26 protein-coding genes, 1 tRNA gene and 1 pseudogene are annotated in these 22,212 nt (G+C 62.8%); 11 read left to right on the forward strand and 17 right to left on the reverse strand.

What is annotated here, in order from left to right; genetic code table 11:
• Positions 1 to 160: 160 nt before the first annotated feature.
• On the forward strand, positions 161 to 505 hold the full coding sequence (locus QP803_RS14870; protein WP_284944259.1) for a tRNA-binding protein: 345 nt from the start codon (positions 161 to 163) through the stop codon (positions 503 to 505).
• Entirely contained in the window at positions 505 to 996 is a 492-nt protein-coding gene (gene gpt, locus QP803_RS14875) for a xanthine phosphoribosyltransferase (protein WP_284944260.1), read from the forward strand. The genes QP803_RS14870 and gpt overlap by 1 nt, the downstream gene beginning before the upstream one ends.
• Before the next feature lie 27 nt (positions 997 to 1,023).
• On the opposite strand, the gene QP803_RS14880 is transcribed toward gpt, so the two are convergent.
• Entirely contained in the window at positions 1,024 to 2,256 is a 1,233-nt protein-coding gene (locus tag QP803_RS14880; RefSeq protein ID WP_284944261.1) for a UbiH/UbiF/VisC/COQ6 family ubiquinone biosynthesis hydroxylase, read from the reverse strand.
• Positions 2,257 to 2,542: 286 nt separating this feature from the next.
• Between QP803_RS14880 and QP803_RS14885 the strand changes: the two genes are divergently transcribed.
• Both QP803_RS14885 and QP803_RS14890 read left to right on the forward strand, forming a co-directional pair.
• A complete protein-coding gene (locus QP803_RS14885) occupies positions 2,543 to 2,881 on the forward strand; it encodes a P-II family nitrogen regulator (RefSeq protein ID WP_284944262.1) in 339 nt (112 codons plus the stop codon).
• An 11-nt stretch (positions 2,882 to 2,892) separates the two neighbouring features.
• Positions 2,893 to 4,206 carry an ammonium transporter gene (locus QP803_RS14890; RefSeq protein WP_284944263.1) on the forward strand — a complete coding sequence of 438 codons (1,314 nt, stop codon included), beginning with the start codon at positions 2,893 to 2,895 and terminating at the stop codon, positions 4,204 to 4,206.
• A 390-nt stretch (positions 4,207 to 4,596) separates the two neighbouring features.
• Here QP803_RS14890 and QP803_RS14895 read toward each other — a convergent pair whose 3' ends face one another.
• From QP803_RS14895 to QP803_RS14915, 5 genes are all read right to left on the reverse strand, one after another.
• The gene (locus QP803_RS14895) at positions 4,597 to 5,673 is read right to left on the reverse strand and encodes an OmpA family protein (RefSeq protein ID WP_284944264.1); all 1,077 of its coding nucleotides are present in this window, start codon (positions 5,671 to 5,673) and stop codon (positions 4,597 to 4,599) included.
• 298 nt (positions 5,674 to 5,971) lie between these two features.
• On the reverse strand, positions 5,972 to 6,517 hold the full coding sequence (locus tag QP803_RS14900; protein ID WP_284944265.1) for a DUF2155 domain-containing protein: 546 nt from the start codon (positions 6,515 to 6,517) through the stop codon (positions 5,972 to 5,974).
• Positions 6,518 to 6,531: 14 nt separating this feature from the next.
• Positions 6,532 to 6,762 (reverse strand): hypothetical protein, encoded by a 231-nt coding sequence (locus tag QP803_RS14905; protein ID WP_284944266.1) that lies wholly within the window; start codon positions 6,760 to 6,762, stop codon positions 6,532 to 6,534.
• On the reverse strand, positions 6,762 to 7,271 hold the full coding sequence (gene mlaD, locus QP803_RS14910; protein WP_284944267.1) for an outer membrane lipid asymmetry maintenance protein MlaD: 510 nt from the start codon (positions 7,269 to 7,271) through the stop codon (positions 6,762 to 6,764). The genes QP803_RS14905 and mlaD overlap by 1 nt, the downstream gene beginning before the upstream one ends.
• Before the next feature lie 5 nt (positions 7,272 to 7,276).
• Positions 7,277 to 7,648, reverse strand: a complete 372-nt coding sequence (locus QP803_RS14915) for an NADH:ubiquinone oxidoreductase subunit NDUFA12 (RefSeq protein WP_284944268.1) — start codon at positions 7,646 to 7,648, stop codon at positions 7,277 to 7,279.
• A 210-nt stretch (positions 7,649 to 7,858) separates the two neighbouring features.
• On the opposite strand from QP803_RS14915, the gene QP803_RS14920 reads away from it, so the two are divergent.
• Together QP803_RS14920 and QP803_RS14925 are read left to right on the forward strand one after the other, a co-directional pair.
• Positions 7,859 to 9,319 (forward strand): TSCPD domain-containing protein, encoded by a 1,461-nt coding sequence (locus QP803_RS14920; protein ID WP_284944269.1) that lies wholly within the window; start codon positions 7,859 to 7,861, stop codon positions 9,317 to 9,319.
• Between the two features lie 79 nt (positions 9,320 to 9,398).
• Positions 9,399 to 10,745 carry a UDP-glucose dehydrogenase family protein gene (locus QP803_RS14925; protein ID WP_284944270.1) on the forward strand — a complete coding sequence of 449 codons (1,347 nt, stop codon included), beginning with the start codon at positions 9,399 to 9,401 and terminating at the stop codon, positions 10,743 to 10,745.
• A 47-nt stretch (positions 10,746 to 10,792) separates the two neighbouring features.
• Here QP803_RS14925 and QP803_RS14930 read toward each other — a convergent pair whose 3' ends face one another.
• The 3 genes from QP803_RS14930 to QP803_RS14940 all read right to left on the reverse strand — a co-directional run bounded on the left by QP803_RS14930 (position 10,793) and on the right by QP803_RS14940 (position 12,655).
• Positions 10,793 to 10,948, reverse strand: a complete 156-nt coding sequence (locus tag QP803_RS14930; protein WP_284947924.1) for a Trm112 family protein — start codon at positions 10,946 to 10,948, stop codon at positions 10,793 to 10,795.
• A 91-nt stretch (positions 10,949 to 11,039) separates the two neighbouring features.
• Entirely contained in the window at positions 11,040 to 11,708 is a 669-nt protein-coding gene (locus QP803_RS14935) for an LON peptidase substrate-binding domain-containing protein (RefSeq protein WP_284944271.1), read from the reverse strand.
• Positions 11,709 to 11,722: 14 nt separating this feature from the next.
• Entirely contained in the window at positions 11,723 to 12,655 is a 933-nt protein-coding gene (locus QP803_RS14940) for a thioredoxin family protein (protein ID WP_284944272.1), read from the reverse strand.
• 189 nt (positions 12,656 to 12,844) lie between these two features.
• Here QP803_RS14940 and QP803_RS14945 point away from each other — a divergent pair.
• Together QP803_RS14945 and QP803_RS14950 are read left to right on the forward strand one after the other, a co-directional pair.
• A tRNA-Gly gene (locus QP803_RS14945) sits at positions 12,845 to 12,919 on the forward strand.
• A 186-nt stretch (positions 12,920 to 13,105) separates the two neighbouring features.
• Positions 13,106 to 13,526, forward strand: a pseudogene (locus QP803_RS14950) (CopG family transcriptional regulator).
• On the opposite strand, the gene QP803_RS14955 reads toward QP803_RS14950, so the two are convergent.
• The 5 genes from QP803_RS14955 to istA are packed head-to-tail and all read right to left on the reverse strand — an operon-like array spanning position 13,493 to position 17,057.
• Positions 13,493 to 13,723, reverse strand: coding sequence for a hypothetical protein (locus QP803_RS14955; protein ID WP_284944273.1), 231 nt, complete (start codon positions 13,721 to 13,723; stop codon positions 13,493 to 13,495). The pseudogene QP803_RS14950 and the gene QP803_RS14955 overlap by 34 nt on opposite strands.
• A 32-nt stretch (positions 13,724 to 13,755) precedes the next feature.
• A complete protein-coding gene (locus QP803_RS14960; RefSeq protein ID WP_284944274.1) occupies positions 13,756 to 14,502 on the reverse strand; it encodes an SDR family NAD(P)-dependent oxidoreductase in 747 nt (248 codons plus the stop codon).
• A gap of 13 nt (positions 14,503 to 14,515) precedes the next feature.
• Positions 14,516 to 14,749: an SDR family oxidoreductase gene (locus QP803_RS14965; RefSeq protein WP_284944275.1), complete on the reverse strand. Its 234-nt coding sequence runs from the start codon at positions 14,747 to 14,749 to the stop codon at positions 14,516 to 14,518.
• 24 nt (positions 14,750 to 14,773) lie between these two features.
• Positions 14,774 to 15,562, reverse strand: a complete 789-nt coding sequence (istB, locus tag QP803_RS14970; RefSeq protein WP_284944276.1) for an IS21-like element helper ATPase IstB — start codon at positions 15,560 to 15,562, stop codon at positions 14,774 to 14,776.
• Positions 15,549 to 17,057 (reverse strand): IS21 family transposase, encoded by a 1,509-nt coding sequence (gene istA / locus QP803_RS14975; protein WP_284944277.1) that lies wholly within the window; start codon positions 17,055 to 17,057, stop codon positions 15,549 to 15,551. The genes istB and istA overlap by 14 nt, the downstream gene beginning before the upstream one ends.
• Positions 17,058 to 17,228: 171 nt before the next feature.
• On the opposite strand from istA, the gene QP803_RS14980 reads away from it, so the two are divergent.
• The 3 genes from QP803_RS14980 (at position 17,229) to QP803_RS14990 (ending at position 19,645) form a co-directional block, all read left to right on the forward strand.
• Entirely contained in the window at positions 17,229 to 17,750 is a 522-nt protein-coding gene (locus QP803_RS14980) for a hypothetical protein (protein WP_284944278.1), read from the forward strand.
• A 195-nt stretch (positions 17,751 to 17,945) separates the two neighbouring features.
• Positions 17,946 to 18,872 (forward strand): ABC transporter ATP-binding protein, encoded by a 927-nt coding sequence (locus QP803_RS14985; protein ID WP_284944279.1) that lies wholly within the window; start codon positions 17,946 to 17,948, stop codon positions 18,870 to 18,872.
• Complete coding sequence (locus tag QP803_RS14990; protein ID WP_284944280.1) at positions 18,869 to 19,645, forward strand: ABC transporter permease; 777 nt, start codon at positions 18,869 to 18,871, stop codon at positions 19,643 to 19,645. Before QP803_RS14985 ends, QP803_RS14990 begins: the two co-directional genes overlap by 4 nt.
• Before the next feature lie 261 nt (positions 19,646 to 19,906).
• On the opposite strand, the gene QP803_RS14995 is transcribed toward QP803_RS14990, so the two are convergent.
• Genes QP803_RS14995 through QP803_RS15005 form a run of 3 tightly spaced genes read right to left on the reverse strand, consistent with a single transcriptional unit; the run spans position 19,907 to position 22,195 of the window.
• Positions 19,907 to 20,986 carry a radical SAM protein gene (locus QP803_RS14995; protein ID WP_284944281.1) on the reverse strand — a complete coding sequence of 360 codons (1,080 nt, stop codon included), beginning with the start codon at positions 20,984 to 20,986 and terminating at the stop codon, positions 19,907 to 19,909.
• A 23-nt stretch (positions 20,987 to 21,009) separates the two neighbouring features.
• Positions 21,010 to 21,651, reverse strand: a complete 642-nt coding sequence (locus QP803_RS15000; protein ID WP_284944282.1) for a DUF1109 domain-containing protein — start codon at positions 21,649 to 21,651, stop codon at positions 21,010 to 21,012.
• Entirely contained in the window at positions 21,641 to 22,195 is a 555-nt protein-coding gene (locus tag QP803_RS15005) for a sigma-70 family RNA polymerase sigma factor (protein WP_284944283.1), read from the reverse strand. The genes QP803_RS15000 and QP803_RS15005 overlap by 11 nt, the downstream gene beginning before the upstream one ends.
• Between the last annotated feature and the right edge of the window lie 17 nt (positions 22,196 to 22,212).

The raw sequence follows: 22,212 nt of genomic DNA on the forward strand, positions 1-22,212 counted from the left end.
CCTCTCATCCAGGGGCAGAGGCGCCGCGACCGTTCCGTTGCCGCGCTTTAACCTGGTGTCATGCCTGGCTCCATGCGCCGAGTACCCTCCCGGTTTGAGTGCGCGACGCCGCGTGGCATCATAACGCGCTGACACACCGTACAGGATCGGGACGCCCGCCATGGCAATCGAGACCGTCACCTTTGAGGACTTCGAGCGCATCGACATTCGCATCGGAACCATCGTCGATGCCCAACCCTTTCCAGAGGCCCGCAAGCCGGCGATCAAACTCTGGATCGATTTCGGCGCGGAAATCGGGGTTCGGCGGTCCTCCGCGCAGATCACCGTCCATTACGCGCCCGAGACGCTCATCGGCCGCCAGATCTGCGCCGTGGTCAATTTCCCACCACGCCAGATCGGGCCTTTCGTCAGCGAGGTCTTGACCTTGGGGCTGCCGGGACCGCAAGGCGAGGTAATACTGATCCGGCCCGACTTCCGGGTTCCGGACGGCGGAAAGCTTTTTTGATGGCGCAGCACTACTACACGGTCACCTGGGACCAATTGCACCGGGATGCGCGGGCGCTTGCCTGGCGTCTGATCGAATACGGCCCCTGGCTCGGGATCGTCGCCGTAACGCGCGGCGGCCTGATTCCGGCCGCCATCATCGCGCGGGAACTTGAATGCCGGGTGATCGAAACGGTCTCGATCGTCACCTATGACGATGAGCGGATTGGGCAGGCCATGGTCACCAAGCCGCCGACCGCAGCCGGGGACGGTACAGGCTTCCTCATCATCGATGATCTGGTCGATACGGGAACCACGGCGCGCATGGTGCGGAGCCTGCTACCGAAGGCCCATTTCGCCACTGTCTATGCCAAGCCTGCCGGCAAAGACATCATCGACACCTTCGTGACCGAAGTCTCCCAGAGCACGTGGATCCTGTTCCCTTGGGACACGGATCTGACGCCGCAGTTTGTGGCGCCAATCGCCCGTGCGCCTACGCTAAAGGCGGAGTAGGCACCACGGCGTTAGGCACCCCCCGCTTTAGGCACCCATGGCGCGGCGCATGAAGAAGCGTTTGACCGTCGGCAGGCGGTGCACACCAGCGATGCCGAGGTCACGCGCGACGCGCAACACGGGATTGTCGGTGCTGAACAGACGGTCAAGCCCGTCGGTCGCGGCAAGCATGACGAGGTTGTCCGGCCGCCGCAGGCGCTGATACCGCGCCAGCAGGGCGGCATCCCCCAGATCCTCGCCAGCCTGAAGAGCGCCGAGAACGAGATCGGCCAAGACGGCCACATCCCTGAGCCCGAGGTTGAAGCCCTGACCTGCGATCGGGTGAATGCCGTGCGCGGCATCCCCCACCAGAACCATGCGCCGGTCTGTGTAGCGGGTGGCCATCAGCGCTGAGAGTGGATAGTGCCAGCGCTTGCCCAGCAGGCGGATCGCACCGAGATGCCGGCCAAGGCGGCGCGCGACCTCCCGCGTGAAAGCCGCTTGATCCAACTCCGCCAGGGCCGCCGCGACGCGTGCGCCCTCGGTGAAGACGATCGCGGAAACATTTGGCGCGCCTGGCGTCGGCCCCAGCGGCAATTGCGCGAAGGGTCCCCCCGGCAGAAAATGCTCAAGGGCCACGTTGTGATGCGGCTCTTCATGGGCGACGGCGCACACCATTCCGCTTTGCCGATAGGGGTAGCGGATGGTGGGAATGCCGGCCGCCCGCCGCAGCGGACTTTCCCGCCCCTCGGCCGCGACAACGAGAGGCGCCCTGAAGCGCTCCCCATCGGCAAGCGTCACCAGAACATGCTCCTCCAGCCGCTCGATCTTCGCCTCTGCCGGGGCCCGCAGGATGATCCCGCCCCCGGCATGGAGGCGCCGGTTGAGCGCGATTCGAAGGCTGCGCGCCTCTACCATCCAGCCGAAGGGTCCCGCACAGAGTTCGCGATGATCGAAATGCAGAAACAGGGGAGAGGGCGGGCGCCCCGGCCTTCCGTCCGATACCCGGATCTGTTCGATCGGGTTGGGCATGAAGGGGAGCGAAGCCCAGAGCGACGCCGACGCCAGCAAGGGCTGCGACCCCGCAGCGATCGCATAGGCGCGGCCATCGAATTCCGGATGTTCCATGGGTGGCAGGGCATTGCGATCGATGATCAGAACCCGGGCACCGCCCTCGGCGAGGCGACACGCAAGGGCGCCGCCGACGGGACCCGCACCGATGACGCAAACATCAACGGGCGTCTCGGTCACTCGCGGTACGTCGGCGAAAACCTGGGGCATCGGAAACCTGATCCTGTTCTCTCTTTTATACAGCCGCGAGCCTCAGGCACGGAAGAGCGACCATCCCGATACACAGGCGCGCGCAATCACATGGCGTGCCTGTAATCTGTGCAGTGGCCGCTTGTTGCCGCTTCGCCGGCACAATACGCCGTTGCCATCGCCGACAAATCACAAGCGCGCGGGCGATGCGCCCCCGAAATGGTTCTGGCACAGGACTTGAATACCAACATTGCTACGCGAGCGTAGTCACGCGGGCGGGACGATACACGGAGAAGAGGACGGCGACATGAAGTTGGTCATGGCCATCATCAAACCTTTCAAGCTCGACGATGTTCGAGATGCTTTGACGCCACTCGGCGTTCAAGGCCTCACGGTGTCCGAGGTCAAAGGATTTGGTCGGCAAAAAGGACAGACCGAGATTTACCGGGGGGCGGAATATCATGTGAACTTCCTCCCCAAGGTGAAGATTGAAGTGGCTGTGCCCGCGGCTCTCGCGGAGCAGGTGGTCGAGGCCATCATGAAGGCCGCGCACACCGGAAAAATCGGTGACGGAAAGATCTTCCTGATGGATGTCGAACGCGTGGTGCGGATCCGCACCGGCGAACTCGACGCCGAGGCGCTGTGAATAAGGAAACAATGATGAAGCGACTATCGTTGCCACGCGTCGCCGGCGCTTTGCTGCCGATGCTTATGCTGTCGGTGCCAGCCTTTGCGGCAGACGCGCCGAAGATCGACACGGGCAACACAGCCTGGATGCTGAGCAGCACCGCTCTGGTGCTTCTCATGACGATTCCTGGCCTTGCCCTGTTCTATGCCGGCATGGTGCGCAAGAAGAATGTGCTTGCGACGCTGATGCAGTCCTTCGCGATCTGTTGCCTTATCACCATCGTCTGGTGCGTGATCGGCTACAGCCTCGCCTTCACCACCGGCGACGCCTATGTCGGTGATCTGTCCCGCTTCATGCTGAACGGTTTCGGCAAGAACTGGGACAAGGACTTTCTGCTCGGCGGCACGGTCGATCAGACCATCCCTGAGAGCGTCTACATGATGTTCCAGATGACCTTTGCGATCATCACACCGGCCCTGATCTGCGGTGCCTTCGCCGATCGCATGAAGTTCAGCGCCATGTGCATCTTCATGGTGGTGTGGTCGATCGTCGTGTACAGCCCCGTCGCGCATTGGGTCTGGTCGACAACGGGTTGGGCGGGCGCCATGGGCGTGCTCGATTTCGCGGGCGGCACGGTCGTGCATATCAATGCGGGCGTAGCCGGCTTGGTCTGCGCGCTCGTCCTTGGCAAGCGCGTCGGCTACGGCCATGACAACATGCATCCCTACAATGTCGGCTACGCCATGATCGGCGCCAGCTTGCTATGGGTGGGCTGGTTCGGCTTCAACGCCGGCTCCGCCGTGGCCGCCAACGGCCGCGCCGGTATGGCGATGGCCGCAACCCAGATCGCGACCGCCGCCGCCGCGCTCGGCTGGATGTTCGCGGAGTGGATCACCAAGGGAAAGCCGAGCCTGCTCGGTATCGTCTCCGGCGCCGTTGCCGGCCTCGTGGCGATTACCCCGGCGTCGGGCTTCGTGTTGCCCGGCTCCTCCATCATCATCGGTGTGGTCGCCGGCGTCGGCTGCTACTTCGCCTCCACGACGATGAAGAACTTCTTCGGCTATGACGACAGCCTCGATTGCTGGGGCGTACACGGAATCGGCGGCATCATCGGCGCTTTGCTGACGGGTGTCTTTGCGTTCGGACCACTCTACGGCGGCGCCGGCGGCAGTGCGCATCAGCTTCTGATCCAGTGCTATGGCGTGGGTGCCACACTGATCTGGAGCGGCGTGATGTCGTTCATCATCCTCAAAATCATCGACATCACCATCGGTCTGCGCATCACGCGGGACGAGGAAGTCGAAGGGATGGATATTACCTTGCACGGCGAACAGATCGTCTAATCCACGATCCCACGCCTGGACGACGCCTTCAGAACCCCCGCCCCTTTGGCGGGGGTTTTTGATTCAGGGGTGTGGTGACGACGGCGCCGTAGGGCGGATGAGCGTCGCGCTATCCGCCAACCGGTTGTGCGGAGTCCCGGTCCGTAGGGCGGATGAGCGCAGCGTTATCCGCCAACCGGTTGTGCGGAGTCCCGGTCCGTAGGGCGGATGAGCGCAGCGTTATCCGCCGGCCATACGTCGCTTGCCCCACTGGATGATGCGCGCCCCATGTGCGGATAACGCTGCGCTCATCCGCCCTACGACGCCCTGCAACGTGCATGCGGCCATAGAAAAAGGGCGCCCCTTGCGGGACGCCCTTTGCCATCGTCAGCAGAATTTCCCGAAGGAAACTTACTTGATGATGATTTCCACGCGACGGTTCTGCGGCTCGCGCACGCCCGGGCCCGTGGGGACCAGGAGGTGAGTTTCGCCATAGCCTGCGATCGAGATCGCCGAAGCCGGAACGCCGTCAGCAATAAGCTGAGCCTGGACGCTCTTGGCGCGGCGGATCGACAGACCCTGGTTGTAGGTCGGCGTGCCGGAGGTGTCGGTGTAGCCGTTAACTTCGATCTGCGTGTACTGCACGTGGGTCGAGTTAGAGGCTGCCTCGGCGATGATCTCCTTGGCGCGCGGCGTCAGGTAGTACTTATCCCAGTCGAAGAAGACCAGGTAGGTGCGCGCCGGCTGCGGAGCCGGGGCCATCATCGGGGCCGGCGGCGGCGGCGGCGGGGACGGCGTGTTGAAGGCGTAACGCAGACCAAGCATCACGGTCTGGTTCGTCGTCGGGCCGAACTTGTAGTCGGCGCTCTTGCCGAAATACGAGCCGTTGTAGCTGTCTTTGCTCGTCGTGCCGATGTAGTGGTACTCGGCCGTCAGAGAGAGACCAGGCGCGGGCGGGATCGGCACGGAGAAACCGGCGATACCCTGGTAGGCGAACGTGCCCTGGGTGTCGTCGATGCTGCGGCTCGGGGACCCGATCTGGCCGTCGTCATAGTCCGTCCACAGGTAGCCGACGCCAGCGCCGACATACGGGTAGAAGAACGGAATGCCGACATCGATGTCGTACAGGCCGTTAACGAACGCGCCATACTTCTGCGTGTAACCGTGGAAGTTGAACTTCGGCGCGATGTAGCCGGGCTTCAGCTTGTTATCGGTAGCGCGAAGGTAGATGCCTTCGACTTCGAAACGCAGGCCGTTGCCGAGACCGTAACCGACACTGCCGGTTCCGGAAACGCTACCCTTATATTCGGCGTGGCTTCCGCCAAGCCGACCAGGGGCGTCTGTAAGCTTGTTGTTCGACTGGTAGTCATAGCCGGCACCAGCGCCGACATAAACACCAGTGATAGGCTGAGCCTTCGCCAACGTGGGAAGGGCGATAGCCGGGACCGCCAACACAGTCGCCGCCATCAGCGCGCTGCGGAGCTTCATTCTGTTTCTCCTCTTTGACCGACGCATACCATTCAGCCCGGGCGGTCGCGCGGAGGCGTTGCCTGCTGTTCGGTGAATTTAAATCTACCACTATCTGCGGGCTTTCCCACCCTTTTCGCAGCGTTTCTGACACACAGTGACAAAATAGCCACAATGTGGCTCAGGCGGCCTCATCCCCCAGACCTTAAGGCTCATACAGGGAGTTTGAAAGGCTTAGGCGGAACGTTCGATAGATTCTGCATGCCGCAGTCGTGCCATGCTATTTTCACGAAGCCGTGAGAGTAAAATAACCAGATCGTTAAGTGCAGCTTTCGACCGAAATGTCGGTCACCGGGTCGGAAAGGCCTGACAAGGCGGGCTCCGCCTTGAAGATCCAACCCCTGAATTCTGGCGCCGAACCCGGCGACGCGCGCGAATCGGAAACTTCCAGGAAGGCGGCTGCATCCGGCGGCAGATCCGCAGGCCTCACCCAGCACGCCAAAACGGACACGGTCAGGAACCGCACCTTGAACGGGGTGCCTATGGTCGCGGCTTGGCTGCCGGAGGTGCCATAGATCTTATCGAGGATGGTCAATTGAGCCGAGGTCTTTGGCACCCATTCGGTCGGTGCCGCGACCGCGGCCGCCGGGGGCCCGTTTGGTGTCGGAGCCGCCAAGGGCACCGCAGGCAGCGGAGGCGCCGCGATGGCTCCGACGCCGAGATCCTTGCTGGGGTCCGTGTTCGGCGGGGGGGCCAAGGCCTGGCCTTGGATCGGATCAGACGATTGCGCCCGCGCTGGGTAGGATACCGTCCCGACCATGGCGGCACTCAGGACCATGATCGCGCCCAGAAGGGGAAACCGCATCGCTACCTAAACCCTTATCTCGTTGTTCGGCGCGGGTCCGACTGCGCATCGACCATGGCATGCAGGATGCGGCGCATCGCTGCGGGATCGACGCCCATGAGCACCGCATCCTCGAAGCAATCGCGCAAGGTCTGCGCTAACTCCATATGGTTGTCCCGCAGCACGCGCAGCTTCTCGCGGCAATCGATCGCCGTGCCGTCCGCTTGCGGCCAAACGTCAGGCTCCGCCGTTCTCGCCTGCGCCATCACGGGGATGCCCCGGCACCGGCTGACGGCTTGCCGCCCGCGTTCTTCTGAAGAGACGACACCAGATCGGTCACGCTGAAGATGAATTTCCCAAGCAGGTCTTCCAGGCTGACCGAAGACTGCGTGACGCTGACGCGGCCGTTCGCCGGCAACATGGCGTCGCTTCCGCCCGGCACCAGCGACAGATACTTTCCGCCGAGCAGGCTGTCGCTCGCGACCGTCGCGCTGCTGTCGGTGGGCAGTTTGATCGACTGCTGGACCGTGAAATCAACCACTGCGAGATAGGTTTTGGGATCGATCGCCGTCTTGGTGACGGAGCCGACCTTGACGCCCGCCATGCGGACATCTGAGCCCGTCGTCAGCCCGTCGATGCGATCGAAGGCGGCGCTCAGCGAATAGCCGGGCACGCTCGCTGCACCCGAAGTCGCAAGGGCATAGGCCAGGAACCCGCCGGCCACCACGAGAACGAGGAGGCCCGCGATAACCTCAGCGGCGTTGCGCCGCGCCACGACGCCTACTCTCCTGGCGTCCAGGCGTCGTAATCGCCCGTGGCCCGCTTCCTCCGGCCGCCCTTATAGTCGTGACCGGCAGGCCGATACGCAAAGGCGGTGCCCGTGCGGTTCGGCAGATGCGGCTTCTGCCACGGCAAACGGCCAATATCGGAAATCGGGGCATCGACGGTGTAATGCAGCCAGGCGTGCCATTCAGGGGGCACGGTCGAGGCTTCGGGCTCGCCGTTATAGACGACCCAGCGCCGAACCTTTCGACCCTTCACCGCCGACTTCTCCTCGAAGTAGCGATTGCCAAATCCATCCTGACCGACACCGCGCCCCCTCAAGGAGGTAAATAGGCGCGTGCCCAGATAGCCGATCATGCCGAGTTTCATGCAGCCTCCTATAAGGGATGGGTCGCTGCGGGTCCATGCGGTCCAAGTGGCCGGAGAGGATCACTACTGCTTGTGGGATATCGGCGTTTGAACCCCTAGATGATGCTTTATCACGCGCATCTCTTCGGTTAATCTGCGGCCATGAGATTAAGCAAAGCCTGGCACGGTGTTCGCCTTCGTCGCGTCGAGGCATGGGGCGATCCTGATGGCATGCCGCGCACCGTTTCCCTCCCCGCAAGCTGGGATGGGGCGGCCGCAGCGGCGCTCGCGACCCTCGCGCCCGGCATGCGGCCCATAAGCCTGCCGGACCTCGCGGACGGCTGGGTGAGCATCGCAAGCCGACGCGCCGAAGAAGCCGGGTTGATCGCGGCGCCACAGCTTACAGCGGGCCTCCAGGATATGCTGCTGCGCCGGCGGGCTGCGCCGGGCGCGGCGATTTGGCGTTCCCCCGAAGGCCTGCCGATAGCGCAAGACGAAGCGGGAGTACCCCGCTTCGTCTTCAATCTGGCCGCCTTTCTGGAGGCAGAGGCCGGTTTCGATCTGGTCGGTTTCCAAAATGCCATCGATATGGCGACGATCGCGCTGACCGTGCTGCGGCCGGGCGCGCGACGCTTGGCGCTGGGCTTCGCCGATCTCGATGGCCTACTCGCGGGGCTTGGCCTTGCCTATGACAGCGTCGAAGCCCGCGCCGTCGCGGCCGACCTCGCCGCCGTTCTAAGAGGACGCGCGGAATGCGTGTCGGCCCGACTGACAGACGTCACGGGGCGGCAGCCCGCTCCTGCCTCCTGGACCGCGATCCCAACGAGCGTGGCCATCCCTGGCCTCGCCGCTGCCGCCCGACAGTTTTGCGAACAGGCGAACGCACTGGGCGCCTGCGCCCATGAAGCCGTCGCCGCGCTATCCGAGGCCGATGCGGCGGAAGCCCTGCTGGGTGTGGAAACCACCGGCCTCGCACCTGCCTTCGCGAAGACGCGCCATACGGGCGAATTGACGCAAGCCGCGCGACAGTCTCTCGCTGCGCGCGGCATCTCGGTCGAGGCGGCACTCGCCCTCATGCTGCGCGGCGACACGGTGCTCCCCCTCGCCTCACCCGAGGCGCATGCCGCCATGCATGCGGCCGTATGCGCCATCCTTCCGACACCGGCCCTGCGCACGACCGCCAGCCGGTTGGTCAAAGCGCCTGCGGCGCGGTCACCGACACCCGCGACGCCTTTAGAACTGCCGGCTCGCCGCAGCGGCACCTTGCAGAAGGCCGCCGTCGGCGGCCATCGCCTATATCTGACGACAGCCGAATATCCGGATGGCAAGCTCGGCGAGATCGGTATCACCCTGCAAAAGGAAGGCCCCGCTTTCCGAGGCTTGATGGACGCCTTCGCCAATGCCGTGAGCCTCGGCTTGCAGCACGGCGTGCCGCTCGACCAGTTCGTCGATGCCTTCATCGGCACCCGGTTCGGGCCCGGTGGGGCTGTGGACGGTGACCCGACGGTCGGCGCCGCCACATCGATCATCGACTACGTGTTCCGCCATCTGTCGGTGGCCCACCTGAACCGGTCTATACCGGATCCGGAGGAAAGTCTGATTGCCGGTGCCGAGCCCGCCCTCACCCTCCCACTGGAACTGCCCCACGAAGCGACGGACGCACGCCGACGGCGCCTTCGCCTCGTTTCCTGAGTGGACGCGCGCCTATCGGAGGGTCGTTTCGTGATGTAGCCTCAAGCTGCACGATACCGCCTGTTGAAGGAGCCTGCCCTTGCGAGTCACCATGATCGGCGGCGGTTACGTCGGCCTTGTCTCCGGCGCCTGTTTCGCTGAATTCGGCATGGAGGTCGTGGTCGTCGAAGTCGATACGCGCAAGCTTGCGGCGTTGCAGGCCGGCAGTATCCCGATCTTCGAGCCCGGTCTCGACCGGCTGGTCGCTGACAACGTCGCCGCCGGCCGCCTCTCCTTCACCGGCAGCATGGATGAAGGCCTCGAGAATGCGGAGGTGGTCTTCATCGCCGTCGGCACCCCGACCCGGCGTGGCGATGGCCATGCCGATCTCAGCTATGTCTATCAGGCTGCGGAGCAGATCGCCCGCAAGCTGAAGGGCTATGCTGTCATCGTCACAAAATCGACCGTGCCTGTGGGCACCGGCCGCCGCGTCGCCGAAATTGTGCGGGAAACCCGCCCCGATCTTGAGTTCGATGTCGCTTCCAACCCCGAATTCCTCCGCGAGGGCAACGCGATTGGTGATTTCATGCGCCCCGACCGCGTGGTGATTGGGGTCGAGAGCGAGCGCGCCGAGGAGGTTCTGCGGACGCTGTATCGGCCGCTGTTCCTGATCGAGACGCCGATCATCGTGACGTCGATCGAAACCGCCGAACTCACCAAATACGCCGCCAACTCCTTCCTCGCGATGAAGGTGACCTTCATCAACGAAGTGGCCGATCTCTGTGAGCGCGTCGGCGCAGACGTGCATGACGTGGCGCGCGGCATGGGGCTCGATGGGCGTATCGGCCGCAAGTTTCTGCATGCGGGACCGGGTTTCGGCGGCTCCTGCTTTCCCAAGGATACGCTCGCCATGGCCCGCATCGGCCAGGATGCCGGCGCGCCGCAGCGCCTGGTGGAGACCGTTGTCGCGGTCAACGATAGCCGCAAATCGATCATGGCGCGGCGGGTCATTCTGGCCTGTGGTGGATCGGTGCGCGGCAAGCGCATCGCCGTCTGGGGGCTGACCTTCAAGCCTGAGACGGATGACATGCGCGATGCGCCCTCCATCCCGATCATCAGCCGGTTGGTGGAAGACGGCGCCGAATTGCATGTGTTCGATCCCGAGGGGATGGAGCAGGCCAAGCCGCATCTCCCGCCCGGCGTGATTTACGCGAAGGACGCTATCGACGCCGTGGCCGATGTGGATGCCTTGGTCGTCGTCACCGAATGGAACGTGTTCCGGGCCATTGCACCGGTTCGGCTGAAGGCTCTCATGCGCGGCAATGTCATTGTCGATTTGCGCAATGTCTTCGATCCGGCCGCCATGCGCGCGGTGGGCTTCAATTACGGCTCGATCGGTCGCGCGCTACCGCCTGTCGAGAGCCAGGAGAAACGTGGCGCGGCTTAGCGCCAGCTCGGACGGCGGAAGACGCTGCGCTCTTCCGCCAAACCCCTCTAATCTTCCAGGACGCGCGCCTCATCGGACAACATGATGGGAATGCCGCCCCGGATGGGATAGGCGAGACCGGCGGCGCGGCTGACGAGTTCTCCACGAATGCGGTCGTAGACCAACGGCTGCTTGGTGAGCGGGCAAACCAGAATTTCCAGCAATCGGGGATCGACCGATTGCTGGACAGGCGTGGCGGGCGCGCTCTGCGCATCTTCTGGCGAAACGGGGTCGGTCACAGGGTTGTCCTTTAGATCAGCTCAGCCGCCGGGCGCCGGCCTCAGCGCCGGACCCGTGCATGCCGATCTCGAGCAGCGCGAGCAGAATCTCGGCGCGTGACGCCAGGGGCTCGGCTTCCAACAGCGCCTGCTTCTCGGACGTCGTGAAGGGGCACATCATGCACAGGGCCGTCAGCAGGGTCGGGTCATCCATCTCTCCGATGGCGTCCCAATCGACCGACAGACTCTGCCGATCAAAATAGCCGCGCAAGGTGTCGAGAAGCATCTTGCGAGGCAGCCCGATCTCCGGCGCCTCGGGCTGCAGGTCCTGCGCATAGGGGCTGAAATCCGCCATCACCTGCCGGTAGCCCTGCCGCGTCTCCAACTCCTCGGTCACCGCAAAGCGGATGACGCCGAGAACGGAGATAATGATGCGGCCGTCATCCGTCTCGGTGAAGGAGGTAATGCGGCCGAGGCAGCCGATGCCGAAGAGCGAGGGCCCGTTTTCGACCTCGGGCTTGAGGATGTCAGGCTGGATCATGCCAAACATCCGCCCATTGGCGAGCGCCGCGTCGATCAAGGCGAGGTATCGCGGCTCGAACACGTTCAGCGGCATCCGGCCGTAGGGCAGCAGCATCGCGCCCCCAAGCGGGAAGATCGGGATTCGCGGATCCAGCTCCCCCAATGCCGGCTGGAAGGGACGCATGCCCGAGGCCATGATCAGCTGAATAGCAAAGCGGAGAGACGGCGCCGGGCGGCCATGGTCGCGGGGTCTCCAAAACCCCAGGCCTCGAAGAATTTCAGGAGTTGCAGCCGGGCGGCATCCTCGTTCCAGCCGCGCTCGCGCTTCATGATATCGAGCAGGGCCGCCGCCGCCTCCTCGCGCCGATCCTGGGCATTGAAGGCGGTGGCAAGGTCGTACCGCGCCTCATGGTCGGCCGGATCGGCCGCAAGCCGCGCTTCCAGCTCCTGCACCTGGCCATTCGCCTTCTCGCCCTCGATGGCGAGCGCCAGAGCACTGCGCGCGCCGACCACTTCTGCGTGTTCGGCGATCTTCGCCGGAACCTCGGCCAACAGCGCCGTGGCCTCCTCCATCCGTCCCACGGCGAGGAAGCAGCGGATCATGCCACCCCAGGCCTCCGGTCGCTCCGGCTCCTCGGCCAGCATGGCCTGATACAGCGCGACGGCGGCTTCGTAATCGCCCTCGTCCTGGGCAGCCTTCGCCTCCGCCAACAGGTCGGCGGCGGGCATGCTGCCGCCCGCGACCTTGAGCATCGCCTCGATAAAGCGGCGAATTTCGCTCTCAGGCAGGGCGCCCTGGAAGATGTCGGCGATCTGGCCCTGCCAGAAGGCCGCGACCGTCGGGATCGACTGCAAGGGCAGGCCGAGTTGGCTGAGTTGCTGCACCAGGGCCCGGTTGGCGTCGGTATCGATCTTGACCAGCCTGACGCGACCGCCAGCGGCGGTCACGACCTTTTCGAGCATGGGCGTCAGGGTCTTGCAGGGGCCGCACCAGGTCGCCCAGAAATCGACGATCACGGGCATCGTGCGCGATGCCTCGATCACGTCTTTCATGAAGGTCGCCTGCGTTCCGTCCATGATGAAGGAAGCGGTGTCGCCGGCCGGCGGTTTCTGGCCGAGTATCAGGTCCATCTGTGATCGTCCGTCTCTCTGTGGTCGCATCTGATCGTGGTTCTGATCGTCGTCGTTCGCGCCCGGACCCGGGTGCGGCGAGCCTCATCCCCGCCGCATGAGAGGCCTGAGGATAGGAGGGTGATCGCATGGCCGGAGTGCGCTTGCAATCGCCGCGGAAGCCGCATAAGAACCGCCCCCACGGAGCGGGCGGGCGTAGCTCAGGGGTAGAGCACAACCTTGCCAAGGTTGGGGTCGTGGGTTCGAATCCCATCGCCCGCTCCAGATTTTTTTACGACATCAGAGGGTTAAAAAATGGCCGCCGCGAGGCGGCCGTTCTCGTGCTCACCGTGGTGTCCACCACCACGTGAAGACGGACACGACTGCTGGTCCTTGCCCTCTGTGCCAGCATCCTCGGCGCAGTCGTAACTCGCCCAGCGCCCTGACCACGACGTGGCGCTCTAGGCGATCATGACCACGCCGAAGAAGAAAGCCCAGATGTCGGTCTCTCTATCCCGACGTCATGAAGATGCTTGCGGGCCATGCCGTCTGGCGTGGGCAGCCGCTGTCGCCAATAGCCGAGGCTGCCATCGCCAAGCGTCTCGACCAGATCGACCGCCGTATCGCATGGCTCGAACGTGATGTCGGGATGTCCGTCGAGACTCTGGCGCTGTTCGTCCGCTTCTGGATCACGACGACACCCCCGCTCCCAGAGGCTGCTGCGAAGGCTGCGCGGGCGCAGAAGGGGACGCGCTACGACAACGTCGTCGCCGCCCTCGGTCGGCGGCTCAATCGCCTCCGGCACCAGAACAAGAGCAGGTTTGATCTATCGTTCTTGCAAATCGATTTACGCCCGAGTCAATGTTCGCGTGCAGCGGCGCTGGCGTTGTGACCATCGACTGCCCCAGCATCGCGGCTTTGGCGCATGTCCACCTTCAGTCGTCCAACCTCCTGTTCCAAGCGTTCGATGCGATCGAGCGTATAGTCGAAGCTGGTGGACTCCATCGCTTGCAGGAAGGCCCAGACGGCCGCGAGGGCGCGACGAAATTTCCCCTGCTCTGGGACGAGATGTATCGCTGTGTCTGTCATCGGAAACTCCTCACCGGCCAGGGTTCTGTCGGTCAGACGGCCGTCAGGCCGCCATCGACCGGAAGGTCGATACCGGCGACGAAGCTGCTTTGGTCCGAGGCGAGGAACAAGGCGGCAGAAGCGATCTCCTCGGGGCGCGCCAAGCGTGCCAGAGGCGTCATCGCAGTGATCTGCTTTCTGCCTTCGGCCGCGCCCTCCTTGGACGGGAACTGGTCGTCGAACATCGGCGTATCGACCGCGCCGGGGCTCAAGACGTTGGTCCTGATCTTCCGATCCTTGAGTTCGCTGGTCCAGGTCCGGGCAAAAGACCGGAGCGCCGCTTTGGTGGCGCTATAGGTGCTGCGGCCCGGAAGGCCTTTGTTCTTCCCGGCGGACGCCACGAGGATGATGGAAGCACCATCATTCAAGTGAGGCAGCGCCTTTTGAACGGTGAAATAAGTGCCGCGGGCATTGGTGTTGAAGGTCTTGTCGAAATGCTCGGGTGTTGCCGTGGCGGTCATCTGCTTGTCGACGAAGGCCGCGCCTGCAAAAATCACATCGATCTTGCCCTTCTTCGCAACGGTTTCGTAGAAACGGTCGAGGTCATCGAGCTTTGAGATATCAGTTTTTACGCCGGCGACGTTCGAGCCGATCTCCGCGACGGCCTTATCGATTTCGGCCTGACGGCGACCGGCGATGAACACAAAGGCGCCCTCTTCAACGAACCTCTTTGCGGTCGCGAGGCCAATGCCGCTGCTGCCGCCCGTGACGACGGCGATCTTGTTTTTCAATAACGACATAGCCTGCACCCCCTCAGAGTTGTGACCAACCCCCGTCGACCGGCAGTTCGGCGCCGGTCGTGAAGGTTGCGTCGAACGCGAGGAAGAGGACCGCCTTGGCAACTTCATCCGACGTTCCGAAGCGCTTCATCGGAACGGCTTCGGTCATCTGCGCCATGGCCTGCGCGGCCATGTCTTTATCGGGCCACACTTTACCGACGACCGGCGTGTCTATGGTGTCAATCAGCGTTGAATAGTTACCAGGCAACAGCGTCCAAAAGTTTCCACTTTCTCAGCTGTTTTTCGGCTGTTTCTTTCGCTGCTTGAAGCGGAACGAGTCGTTGCCGGTCTCCAGGATGTCGCAGTGGTGGGTGACCCGGTCCAGCAGTGCGGTTGTCATCTTTGGGTCACCGAAGACACCCACCCATTCGGCAAAAGAGAGGTTGGTTGTGAAGATCAGCGAGGTCTTTTCGTAGAGCTGGCTGATCAGGTGGAACAGCAGAGCGCCGCCCGAGGCTGGGAACGGCAGATAGCCGAGTTCGTCGATGATCACGGCGTCGGTCTGCACCAGCTGACGGGCGAGATTGCCGGCGCGTCCCTGCTGTTTCTCCCGCTCCAGCTGGTTGACCAGGTCGACGGCGTTGTAGAAGCGCACGCGTTTGCCCTGGTGGATGGCAGCGACACCCAGCGCCGTCGCGATGTGGGTCTTTCCGGTGCCGGTGCCGCCGACCAGGATCAGATTGTGCGCGGTTGCCATGAAGGCGGCGGTCGCCAGTTGTTCGATTTGCGCCTGCGGCAATGGGGTTTCGGCCCATTCGATACCGGTCAGGTCGCGATGAACAGGGAAGCGCGCGGCCTTGAGCTGGTAGCGCAGGCTGCGGACCTGGCGATCGGCAAGCTCGGCTTCGATTAACCGGTCCAGCCATGCCTCGGGCTGCATCGGCCGACGTGGGCCTTCCGCCAGCAACTCGCTCCAGGCGGTAGCCATGCCGTAGAGATGTAGCGCACTGAGTTGGCCGAGGCGGTCTACGCCGGAAGCAACCAAGGCAAGAGGCTTAACAGCAAGATCAGTGGATGACATGGCTCACCTCGCGCAGGTGGTCGTAGCGGCCGCAATCGGCGCGCGGCTCGGTTTGGAGCTTCAGCATGTCGGGCACGTTCAGCATGGCGGGCGTGCTGGGTGCGACAAGCCGGCGCATCTCGTTCAGCACCACGGCGGCAGTGATGACATTGCCGTCCAATACCAATTCGCAGGCGACCTGCAGCGGCTCCAGGCCGAACTCGCGTGCCATCATCAGCAACTCGACAAAAGCACGATCGCCTTTCGGCTGCTTGAGAATGCGGTCGCGCACCAGCCGGATGGGCGTGGGCAAATCCCATTGCTGGAACGGCACACCGTTGCGCAATGCGCCAGGTTTGCGTTCCAGGATCGGCAGATAATGCCACGGATCGCAGATCAGTTGATCACGCCCATACCGCCGGGCATGGTCGGCGACGATTGCGCCGTCGGCCACGATGCGCACGCCGGCGGCTGAGGTGCGCACCGAGACAGCGCGGCCGGCGAAGGCGGCTGGCACGCTGTATCGGTTGCGATCCACCGCCACCAGGCAGGTGCTCGACACGCGCAGCATATGTTCGACATAGCCGTCGAATGTCGCGGTGATCTGCCGCAGCGACGGCTGCTCCTCGGCAAAGCACGCGGCAATCGAGCGCTCCGGCGTTACCGGGTGTTTGCGCTGCGCCAGCTCCCGGCAGCGCGTGGCCAGCCAGACGTTCAGCGCATCGAAGCTGATAAAACGGGCCAGCGGCGTGAATAGCCATTCGCGGATGTTGCCAACCTGGTTCTCGACCTGCCCCTTCTCCCATCCAGAGGCGGGGGTACAGGCGACGGGCTCAAACAGATAGTGGTTGGCCAGCACCATGAAGCGCCGATTGAACTGCCGCTCCTTGCCGGTAAATATCGTCTCCACAACGGACTTGAGGTTGTCGTAGACCATGCGCTGGGGCACCCCGCCGAAGAAGGCGAAAGCGCGGTTATGCGCGTCGAAGACCATCTCCTGGGTCTCGCGTGGGTAGGCCACCACGAACATCTGCCGGCTGAAGGTCAGCCGGAAATGCGCAACCTTGATGGTCTGCATGACGCCGCCGAGTTCGACATGCTCATGGCTCCAGTCGAACTGGCACACCTCGCCGGGTGCGAAGGCCAGCGGGATAAAGGCGTGCGCCAGCGCCGGGCCCGACTTGTCCGCCTTCCAGCGCCGCACGAAACGTTGCACGCTGTCGTAGGCGCCGCGGTAGCCCTCCGCCTGCAAACCTTCGAATAGCCGCTGGGCCGTGCGGCGCTGGGCTTTCGGGAGAAGCCCTTCGGTCCGCAGCCACGTCTCCAGCGTCTGCTGGACCGCTCCCAGCATCGGCGTTGGCTGCCGGCTGCGCTGGTAGGACGGCTGGGCTTCGGTCCGGCAATGCCGGCGGACGGTCTGCCGGCACAGCTTAAGGTCCCGCGCGATCGAGCTGATGCTCTCGTGGCGGACCAGATGGCGGCGCCGGATCTCGGCAATCAAGTCCATGAGCAGCACCCCAGATTCCCCAGCAAAAATGCCGGATGATCGCACGACCAGGGTGGAAACTATTGGACGCTGTTTACCCCTGGAATCTGGGAACTTTTGCACGCTGTTTTACACTGGGGTTCCGTGCTCGGCTTGTACCGCGCTCACCGCTTCCCGGAGCAAATCGCGGGGATTGCGTATATGGAGGCGATCACCCAGCCGCTGACCTGGGCGCCCTTCGGAGAGGGCGGCGGCGTGTTCGGCATGATGCGCTCGAAGGCGGGCGAGCAGTTCGTGCTGGAGCAAAACGGCTTCATCGAGAAAGTCCTCCCGGGAGCCATGATACGGACGCTGAGCGAGGAGGAATGGGCCGTCTATCGGGCGCCGTTCCCGGACCCCGTCTCTCGGTTGCCGACGCTGGTCTGGCCACGCCAAGCCCCGATCGAAGGCGAGCCTGAGGACGTGACAGAGATCGTCCGCGCTTACGGAAAATGGATGAGTGAAAGCCCCCTGCCGAAGCTGTTCATCAGCGGGGACCCAGGGGCGGTCAACACGGAAGGCAGTCCAGTCCGTGAGTTCTGCCGGACATGGCCGAACCAGAAAGAGGTCACCGTTAAGGGTCGGCACTTCCTGCAGGAGGACTCGCCCGACGACATTGGTGCGGCGGTTAGGGCGTTTGTCATCGCAACGCGCCACGACGCCGTGGAGAGCGCCAAGCTGTAGAGCGGGGCTTCCAATAAACGAGGCACAAGGGCTGTACTTTCATATCTATGCCTTGTTTGCCGTGCCAATCCCAACTTGTAAGGACAACCCGATCAGACTCACACGCTCTTAAGTGACCAATGTTCTTTGGCCGGAGCATGCGCAGACAGGGAAGAGACGGTAGACTCTTCAGGCCCCACCGGGCGAGGAACGCTTATGCCAAAGATGATCGAGGTTTCCACCGTCACCAAAACCTACAAGTCGGGTTTCTCCGCGCTGAAGGGGATCGATCTTGCCATCGAAAAGGGCGAAATCTTTGCCCTGCTCGGCCCGAATGGTGCTGGCAAGACGACGCTGATCAGTATCATTTGCGGTACCGTCACCATGACCTCGGGCAGAATTCGCGTGGGCGGGCATGATATCCAAAGCGGATATCGTGCCGCTCGGTCACTCATTGGCCTCGTGCCGCAGGAAATCGCTCTCGATATCTTTGCGACCGTATGGAACACGGTGAGCTTCAGCCGGGGCCTGTTCGGTAGGCCCCCAGACCCTGCACGGATCGAGCGGCTCTTGCGAAGTCTGTCGCTTTGGGACAAGCGAGACAGCCGTGTCCTGGAGCTTTCTGGTGGCATGAAGCGCCGTGTTATGATCGCCAAAGCGCTTAGCCACGATCCAGAAGTCCTCTTCCTCGACGAGCCGTCCGCAGGTGTCGATGTCAGTCTCCGGCGCGATATGTGGGCGGTGGTCCGCGGACTGCGAGATGAGGGCGTGACGATTGTCCTCACCACGCATTACATCGAGGAAGCCGAGGAAATGGCTGACCGCGTCGGAGTGATCGATGGCGGCCAACTGCTGTTGGTCGAACAAACAGCGACGCTGATGAGAAAGCTTGGCAAACGGCGTTTAACGCTCACCCTCCAGCAGAGGATGTCGGCAATCCCACCCGCGCTGGCTGGCTGGCCGCTCGCACTTGAGGCAGATGGCCAGCGTCTCGCCTATAGCTTCGATGCTAACGCGGAGGACACTGGCATTCCGGGGCTACTCAAGCTCCTAAGCGACAATGGTATCGATTTCAAAGACCTGGATACGAGCCGAAGTTCCCTCGAGGACATCTTCGTCAGTCTCGTGGGGACCCCATCATGAACGGACAGCTGATCAACATAACGGGCGTTTGGACGATCTACCGCAGTGAAATCGCGCGCATGAAGCGGACGGTTTGGCAGAGCGTGGCCACGCCCGTCATAACAACGATGCTCTATTTTGTCGTCTTCGGGGGCGCCATAGGCTCTCGGATTCAAAATGTCGGAGGCGTCGGTTACGGCGCATTCATCGTGCCGGGCCTAGTTATGCTGTCCTTGTTGACGCAAAGTGTTTCGAACGCGTCGATCGGCATCTATTTTCCGAAATTCACCAAGACAATTTCTGAGATCCTGTCGGCACCCCTGTCCTTCGGCGAAGTAACCTTCGCTTACGTGAGCGCCGCGGCAACCAAATCGTTATTCCTCGCCTCGATCATCATGGGAACAGCAGCAATTTTCATTCCAGTGCACATTCTGCATCCAGGCTGGATGATAGCGTTCATGCTGCTGACCTCAATCGCCTTCAGCTTGTTCGGCTTCATTCTCGGCATATGGGCTGAAAACTTTGAACAGCTCGCCATCGTTCCCACACTGGTCGTCACACCCTTAACCTTCCTGGGAGGCGCCTTCTACGCTGTCGATATGCTTCCGCAGCCCTGGCGAACGATCAACATGGTAAACCCGGTCGTCTATCTGGTCAGCGGGTTTCGATGGAGTTTCTACGGCACTGGGGATGTCGGCGTGGGAGCCAGTCTCGCCTTTACGGCTCTCTTCATGGCGCTTTGTCTCGGGGTTCTTTGGTGGATGTTCCGCACGGGGTATCGGCTCAAGCCATAACGACGCTGGCGGTTGCGAAAGCCAGCCGGAGATGACCCGCTCGGGCTAGTCCCCGTTCCGAGTATATGCGTGCGTCGCACCAAACTGTGTGTCGACGAGACAGAAAAGATTGAGACAGGTAAAGCAAACCCGTAAAGGCGTCATGTGTGCTATCCGTGCTGCCGCGATCGGCGATGATGATGTCGCGCGCGAAAGCCGGTGGAATTTCGCGAATGACGTCCCCGATCGTCCCCACCTCATTCAGCGTGGGGATGACGACGGCTACAGGCTCCATCGCATTCCGCAATTCTGGCAAGGCGCGGGCGGCACGTCGGACAGCAAGGACGTCCGGAAGTCGGTATAGGCCGGGCTGTTCCAGATCTCGCGCAGAGTTTGCTGCGTCGCGTCACCTAGCGTGTAGTTGCTATAGCCACGCACCGAGAAGGGCGCGATGCAGCAGGGCAGCGCGCGGCCATGGGCGGTGAAATACATCAGCGACCACGGCCGCCGACAGGTCGCCCAGGGCTGATCCTCCGACTGCCGCTTGAGGCTCATGCCGGGCTCGGTCGCGCCGGAGGCATCGAGCGTCACGCCGAGGGCCAGACCGATGGCCTGCGCGGCGGTGATGACCGCCTGTTCCTCCGCCTGCGTGCTTTCGAAGAGGGAACTTTCGGCACGCGCCATGCCATAGCCCTGCTCGTCGAAGACCAGCCGTTGGAGATGGACTTCGGACACGCCCATCGAAGCCGATAGCCGCACAAAGGCGGGCAGTTGATCGACGGTTTCTTTCATACCCGTGAGCCAAAGCGAGACGCGCGGCGTCGTCGCGCCGACTTGCTTCTGATAGGCGATGAACTTGCCGACGTCGCGCACGATGCGGTTGAAGTAATCTTTGCCGCGCACCTTTGCATAGGTCTCGCGATCGGCAGCATCCAGAGACACGCGCAACTCGTCGAGCCCGGTATCGATCAGTTCCTGAAAGCGCCGTGGCTGCATCAGCGTGCCATTGGTATTGAACAGCACATAGGTGCCGCGATCCTTCAGGTAACGGATCATGCGCGGCAGGTCGCGCACCAGCATGGGCTCACCCACACCATGCAGAACCACGCGGGCGACATTGGGCACCTGATCGACGATGCGGGTGAAGAGATCCCAACTCATATCCGCCGGCGGTTCCAAAACCTCGAAGGTGCGCGGGCAGGTTTCGCACAGCAGATTGCAGCGGTTGGTCACTTCCAGATACAGGCAGACGGGCGGCGTCTCGGCCACCGTGCGTCTGTCCGTCGCGATATCCTCGAAATAGCGTCGGGGATCACGCAGTGTCGTCGGCACAGTCATTTGGGCAATCATTTGATCGGTCATTTTGAATGTCCTTTTGAAGCCGCTCACCACCGCGACACCCTCAGCAAAGCGACCTGCCCTAACACGGTCACGATCCCGCAGCCGATGGTGTACCAAACGGCGATATAGAGAGGATCATCGGACGGACAAGCGAACACGAAGACGAAGGCGCCCCAAGCAGCCGACGCCAAACCGGCAGCGAGTGCGGTGCCGGCACGGTCGGTTGACGCGCCCCTACGAATCAAGACGCCAAGCCCGATCGCCAGGGGGACCGACAAGACGACCATCTCCCACACGCATTGGATACCTTGTGTCCAATTCAACCGGAGCAGCAGGCCCGATAGGCCGTTATGCGCGGCATCGATAAGCCAGCCGCTCGCGAAGATCAGGGCTATGCAAGCGAGCATCCAGCGTAGGCCGGGTCGTGGCGAGCGCACCGGATCGTTCGAGACAATGGCGACACCTGCGCCCAGCACCGCAATCAGACCGGTGCTCGCGAGCTTCCACCAAAAGGAAGGGGCCGCCATAGCGGTCGGCATGTCGGGCCGCATGAAGCCCATCGCAAAGAAAGCGGCAAGTTCGACAAGGCCGAGCGCGATCAGGATCGCCGCCTCACGCAGGATCTTCCGTGGCCGGATCGGACGAAGATCGCGGCTGAGCCGCTCGACCAGAGACTCAGTCCGCATCTTGCCATTTTTGAATTACGGAGGTCAGACGATTGATCCCGCGATGAATATTCACTTTGACAAGCGACACGGACTGACCACTCGCCTTCGAGGCCTCCTCGATACTGTAACCTTCTATCTTCACGAGCCGGATCACTTCAGCCTGGGCCGGTTTAAGATGCGCGAGCAGCCGTCGAAATGTCGACTGCGCCACAACAGCATCACCATGGTCCGGTATCCCAAAATTCTCATCCAGCGGTTCCGACGCTTCGCGTTTCGTGGCTCTTAAGCGATCGATCCATTTATAGCGCGCAATCGCGGCGAGCCACGGCCCGAAGGGACGCGACGGGTCGTAGGTGTGCCGCTTTTCATGGATCGCGAGCAGGACGTCCTGTATGGCATCTTCGGTCGCGGCAGGAGGAAGACGGCGGAGATAGTACCGGCGCAGCCAGGGTATCAATTCGGAGAGAAGCCTCCGATACGCATCAGCATCCCCGGCCTGCGCGGCCGCCATCAATGTCTGCCAATCTAGCTCCACCGTTCTGGTGACAGGTAACGTCACCATGCGCGCTGCGGCATCCA

This window comes from Acidisoma sp. PAMC 29798 (genome assembly GCF_030252425.1).
GTDB lineage: Bacteria > Pseudomonadota > Alphaproteobacteria > Acetobacterales > Acetobacteraceae > Acidisoma > Acidisoma cladoniae.

Coding starts and splice junctions, on each gene's coding strand:
- QP803_RS15005 (WP_284944283.1), bottom strand. CDS start 22,195: ATGGTGACGTTACCTGTCACCAGAACGGTGGAGCTAGATTGGCAGACA.
- QP803_RS14960 (WP_284944274.1), bottom strand. CDS start 14,502: ATGTCGTTATTGAAAAACAAGATCGCCGTCGTCACGGGCGGCAGCAGC.
- QP803_RS14935 (WP_284944271.1), bottom strand. CDS start 11,708: ATGCGTCCCTTCCAGCCGGCATTGGGGGAGCTGGATCCGCGAATCCCG.
- QP803_RS14870 (WP_284944259.1), top strand. CDS start 161: ATGGCAATCGAGACCGTCACCTTTGAGGACTTCGAGCGCATCGACATT.
- QP803_RS14995 (WP_284944281.1), bottom strand. CDS start 20,986: ATGACCGATCAAATGATTGCCCAAATGACTGTGCCGACGACACTGCGT.
- QP803_RS14885 (WP_284944262.1), top strand. CDS start 2,543: ATGAAGTTGGTCATGGCCATCATCAAACCTTTCAAGCTCGACGATGTT.
- QP803_RS14990 (WP_284944280.1), top strand. CDS start 18,869: ATGAACGGACAGCTGATCAACATAACGGGCGTTTGGACGATCTACCGC.
- QP803_RS14880 (WP_284944261.1), bottom strand. CDS start 2,256: ATGCCCCAGGTTTTCGCCGACGTACCGCGAGTGACCGAGACGCCCGTT.
- QP803_RS14920 (WP_284944269.1), top strand. CDS start 7,859: ATGCCGCGCACCGTTTCCCTCCCCGCAAGCTGGGATGGGGCGGCCGCA.
- QP803_RS14915 (WP_284944268.1), bottom strand. CDS start 7,648: ATGAAACTCGGCATGATCGGCTATCTGGGCACGCGCCTATTTACCTCC.
- QP803_RS14985 (WP_284944279.1), top strand. CDS start 17,946: ATGCCAAAGATGATCGAGGTTTCCACCGTCACCAAAACCTACAAGTCG.
- QP803_RS14890 (WP_284944263.1), top strand. CDS start 2,893: ATGATGAAGCGACTATCGTTGCCACGCGTCGCCGGCGCTTTGCTGCCG.
- istB (WP_284944276.1), bottom strand. CDS start 15,562: ATGTCATCCACTGATCTTGCTGTTAAGCCTCTTGCCTTGGTTGCTTCC.
- gpt (WP_284944260.1), top strand. CDS start 505: ATGGCGCAGCACTACTACACGGTCACCTGGGACCAATTGCACCGGGAT.
- QP803_RS14980 (WP_284944278.1), top strand. CDS start 17,229: ATGGAGGCGATCACCCAGCCGCTGACCTGGGCGCCCTTCGGAGAGGGC.
- QP803_RS14940 (WP_284944272.1), bottom strand. CDS start 12,655: ATGGACCTGATACTCGGCCAGAAACCGCCGGCCGGCGACACCGCTTCC.
- QP803_RS14955 (WP_284944273.1), bottom strand. CDS start 13,723: ATGACAGACACAGCGATACATCTCGTCCCAGAGCAGGGGAAATTTCGT.
- QP803_RS14900 (WP_284944265.1), bottom strand. CDS start 6,517: ATGCGGTTTCCCCTTCTGGGCGCGATCATGGTCCTGAGTGCCGCCATG.
- QP803_RS15000 (WP_284944282.1), bottom strand. CDS start 21,651: ATGCGGACTGAGTCTCTGGTCGAGCGGCTCAGCCGCGATCTTCGTCCG.
- QP803_RS14905 (WP_284944266.1), bottom strand. CDS start 6,762: ATGGCGCAGGCGAGAACGGCGGAGCCTGACGTTTGGCCGCAAGCGGAC.
- QP803_RS14895 (WP_284944264.1), bottom strand. CDS start 5,673: ATGAAGCTCCGCAGCGCGCTGATGGCGGCGACTGTGTTGGCGGTCCCG.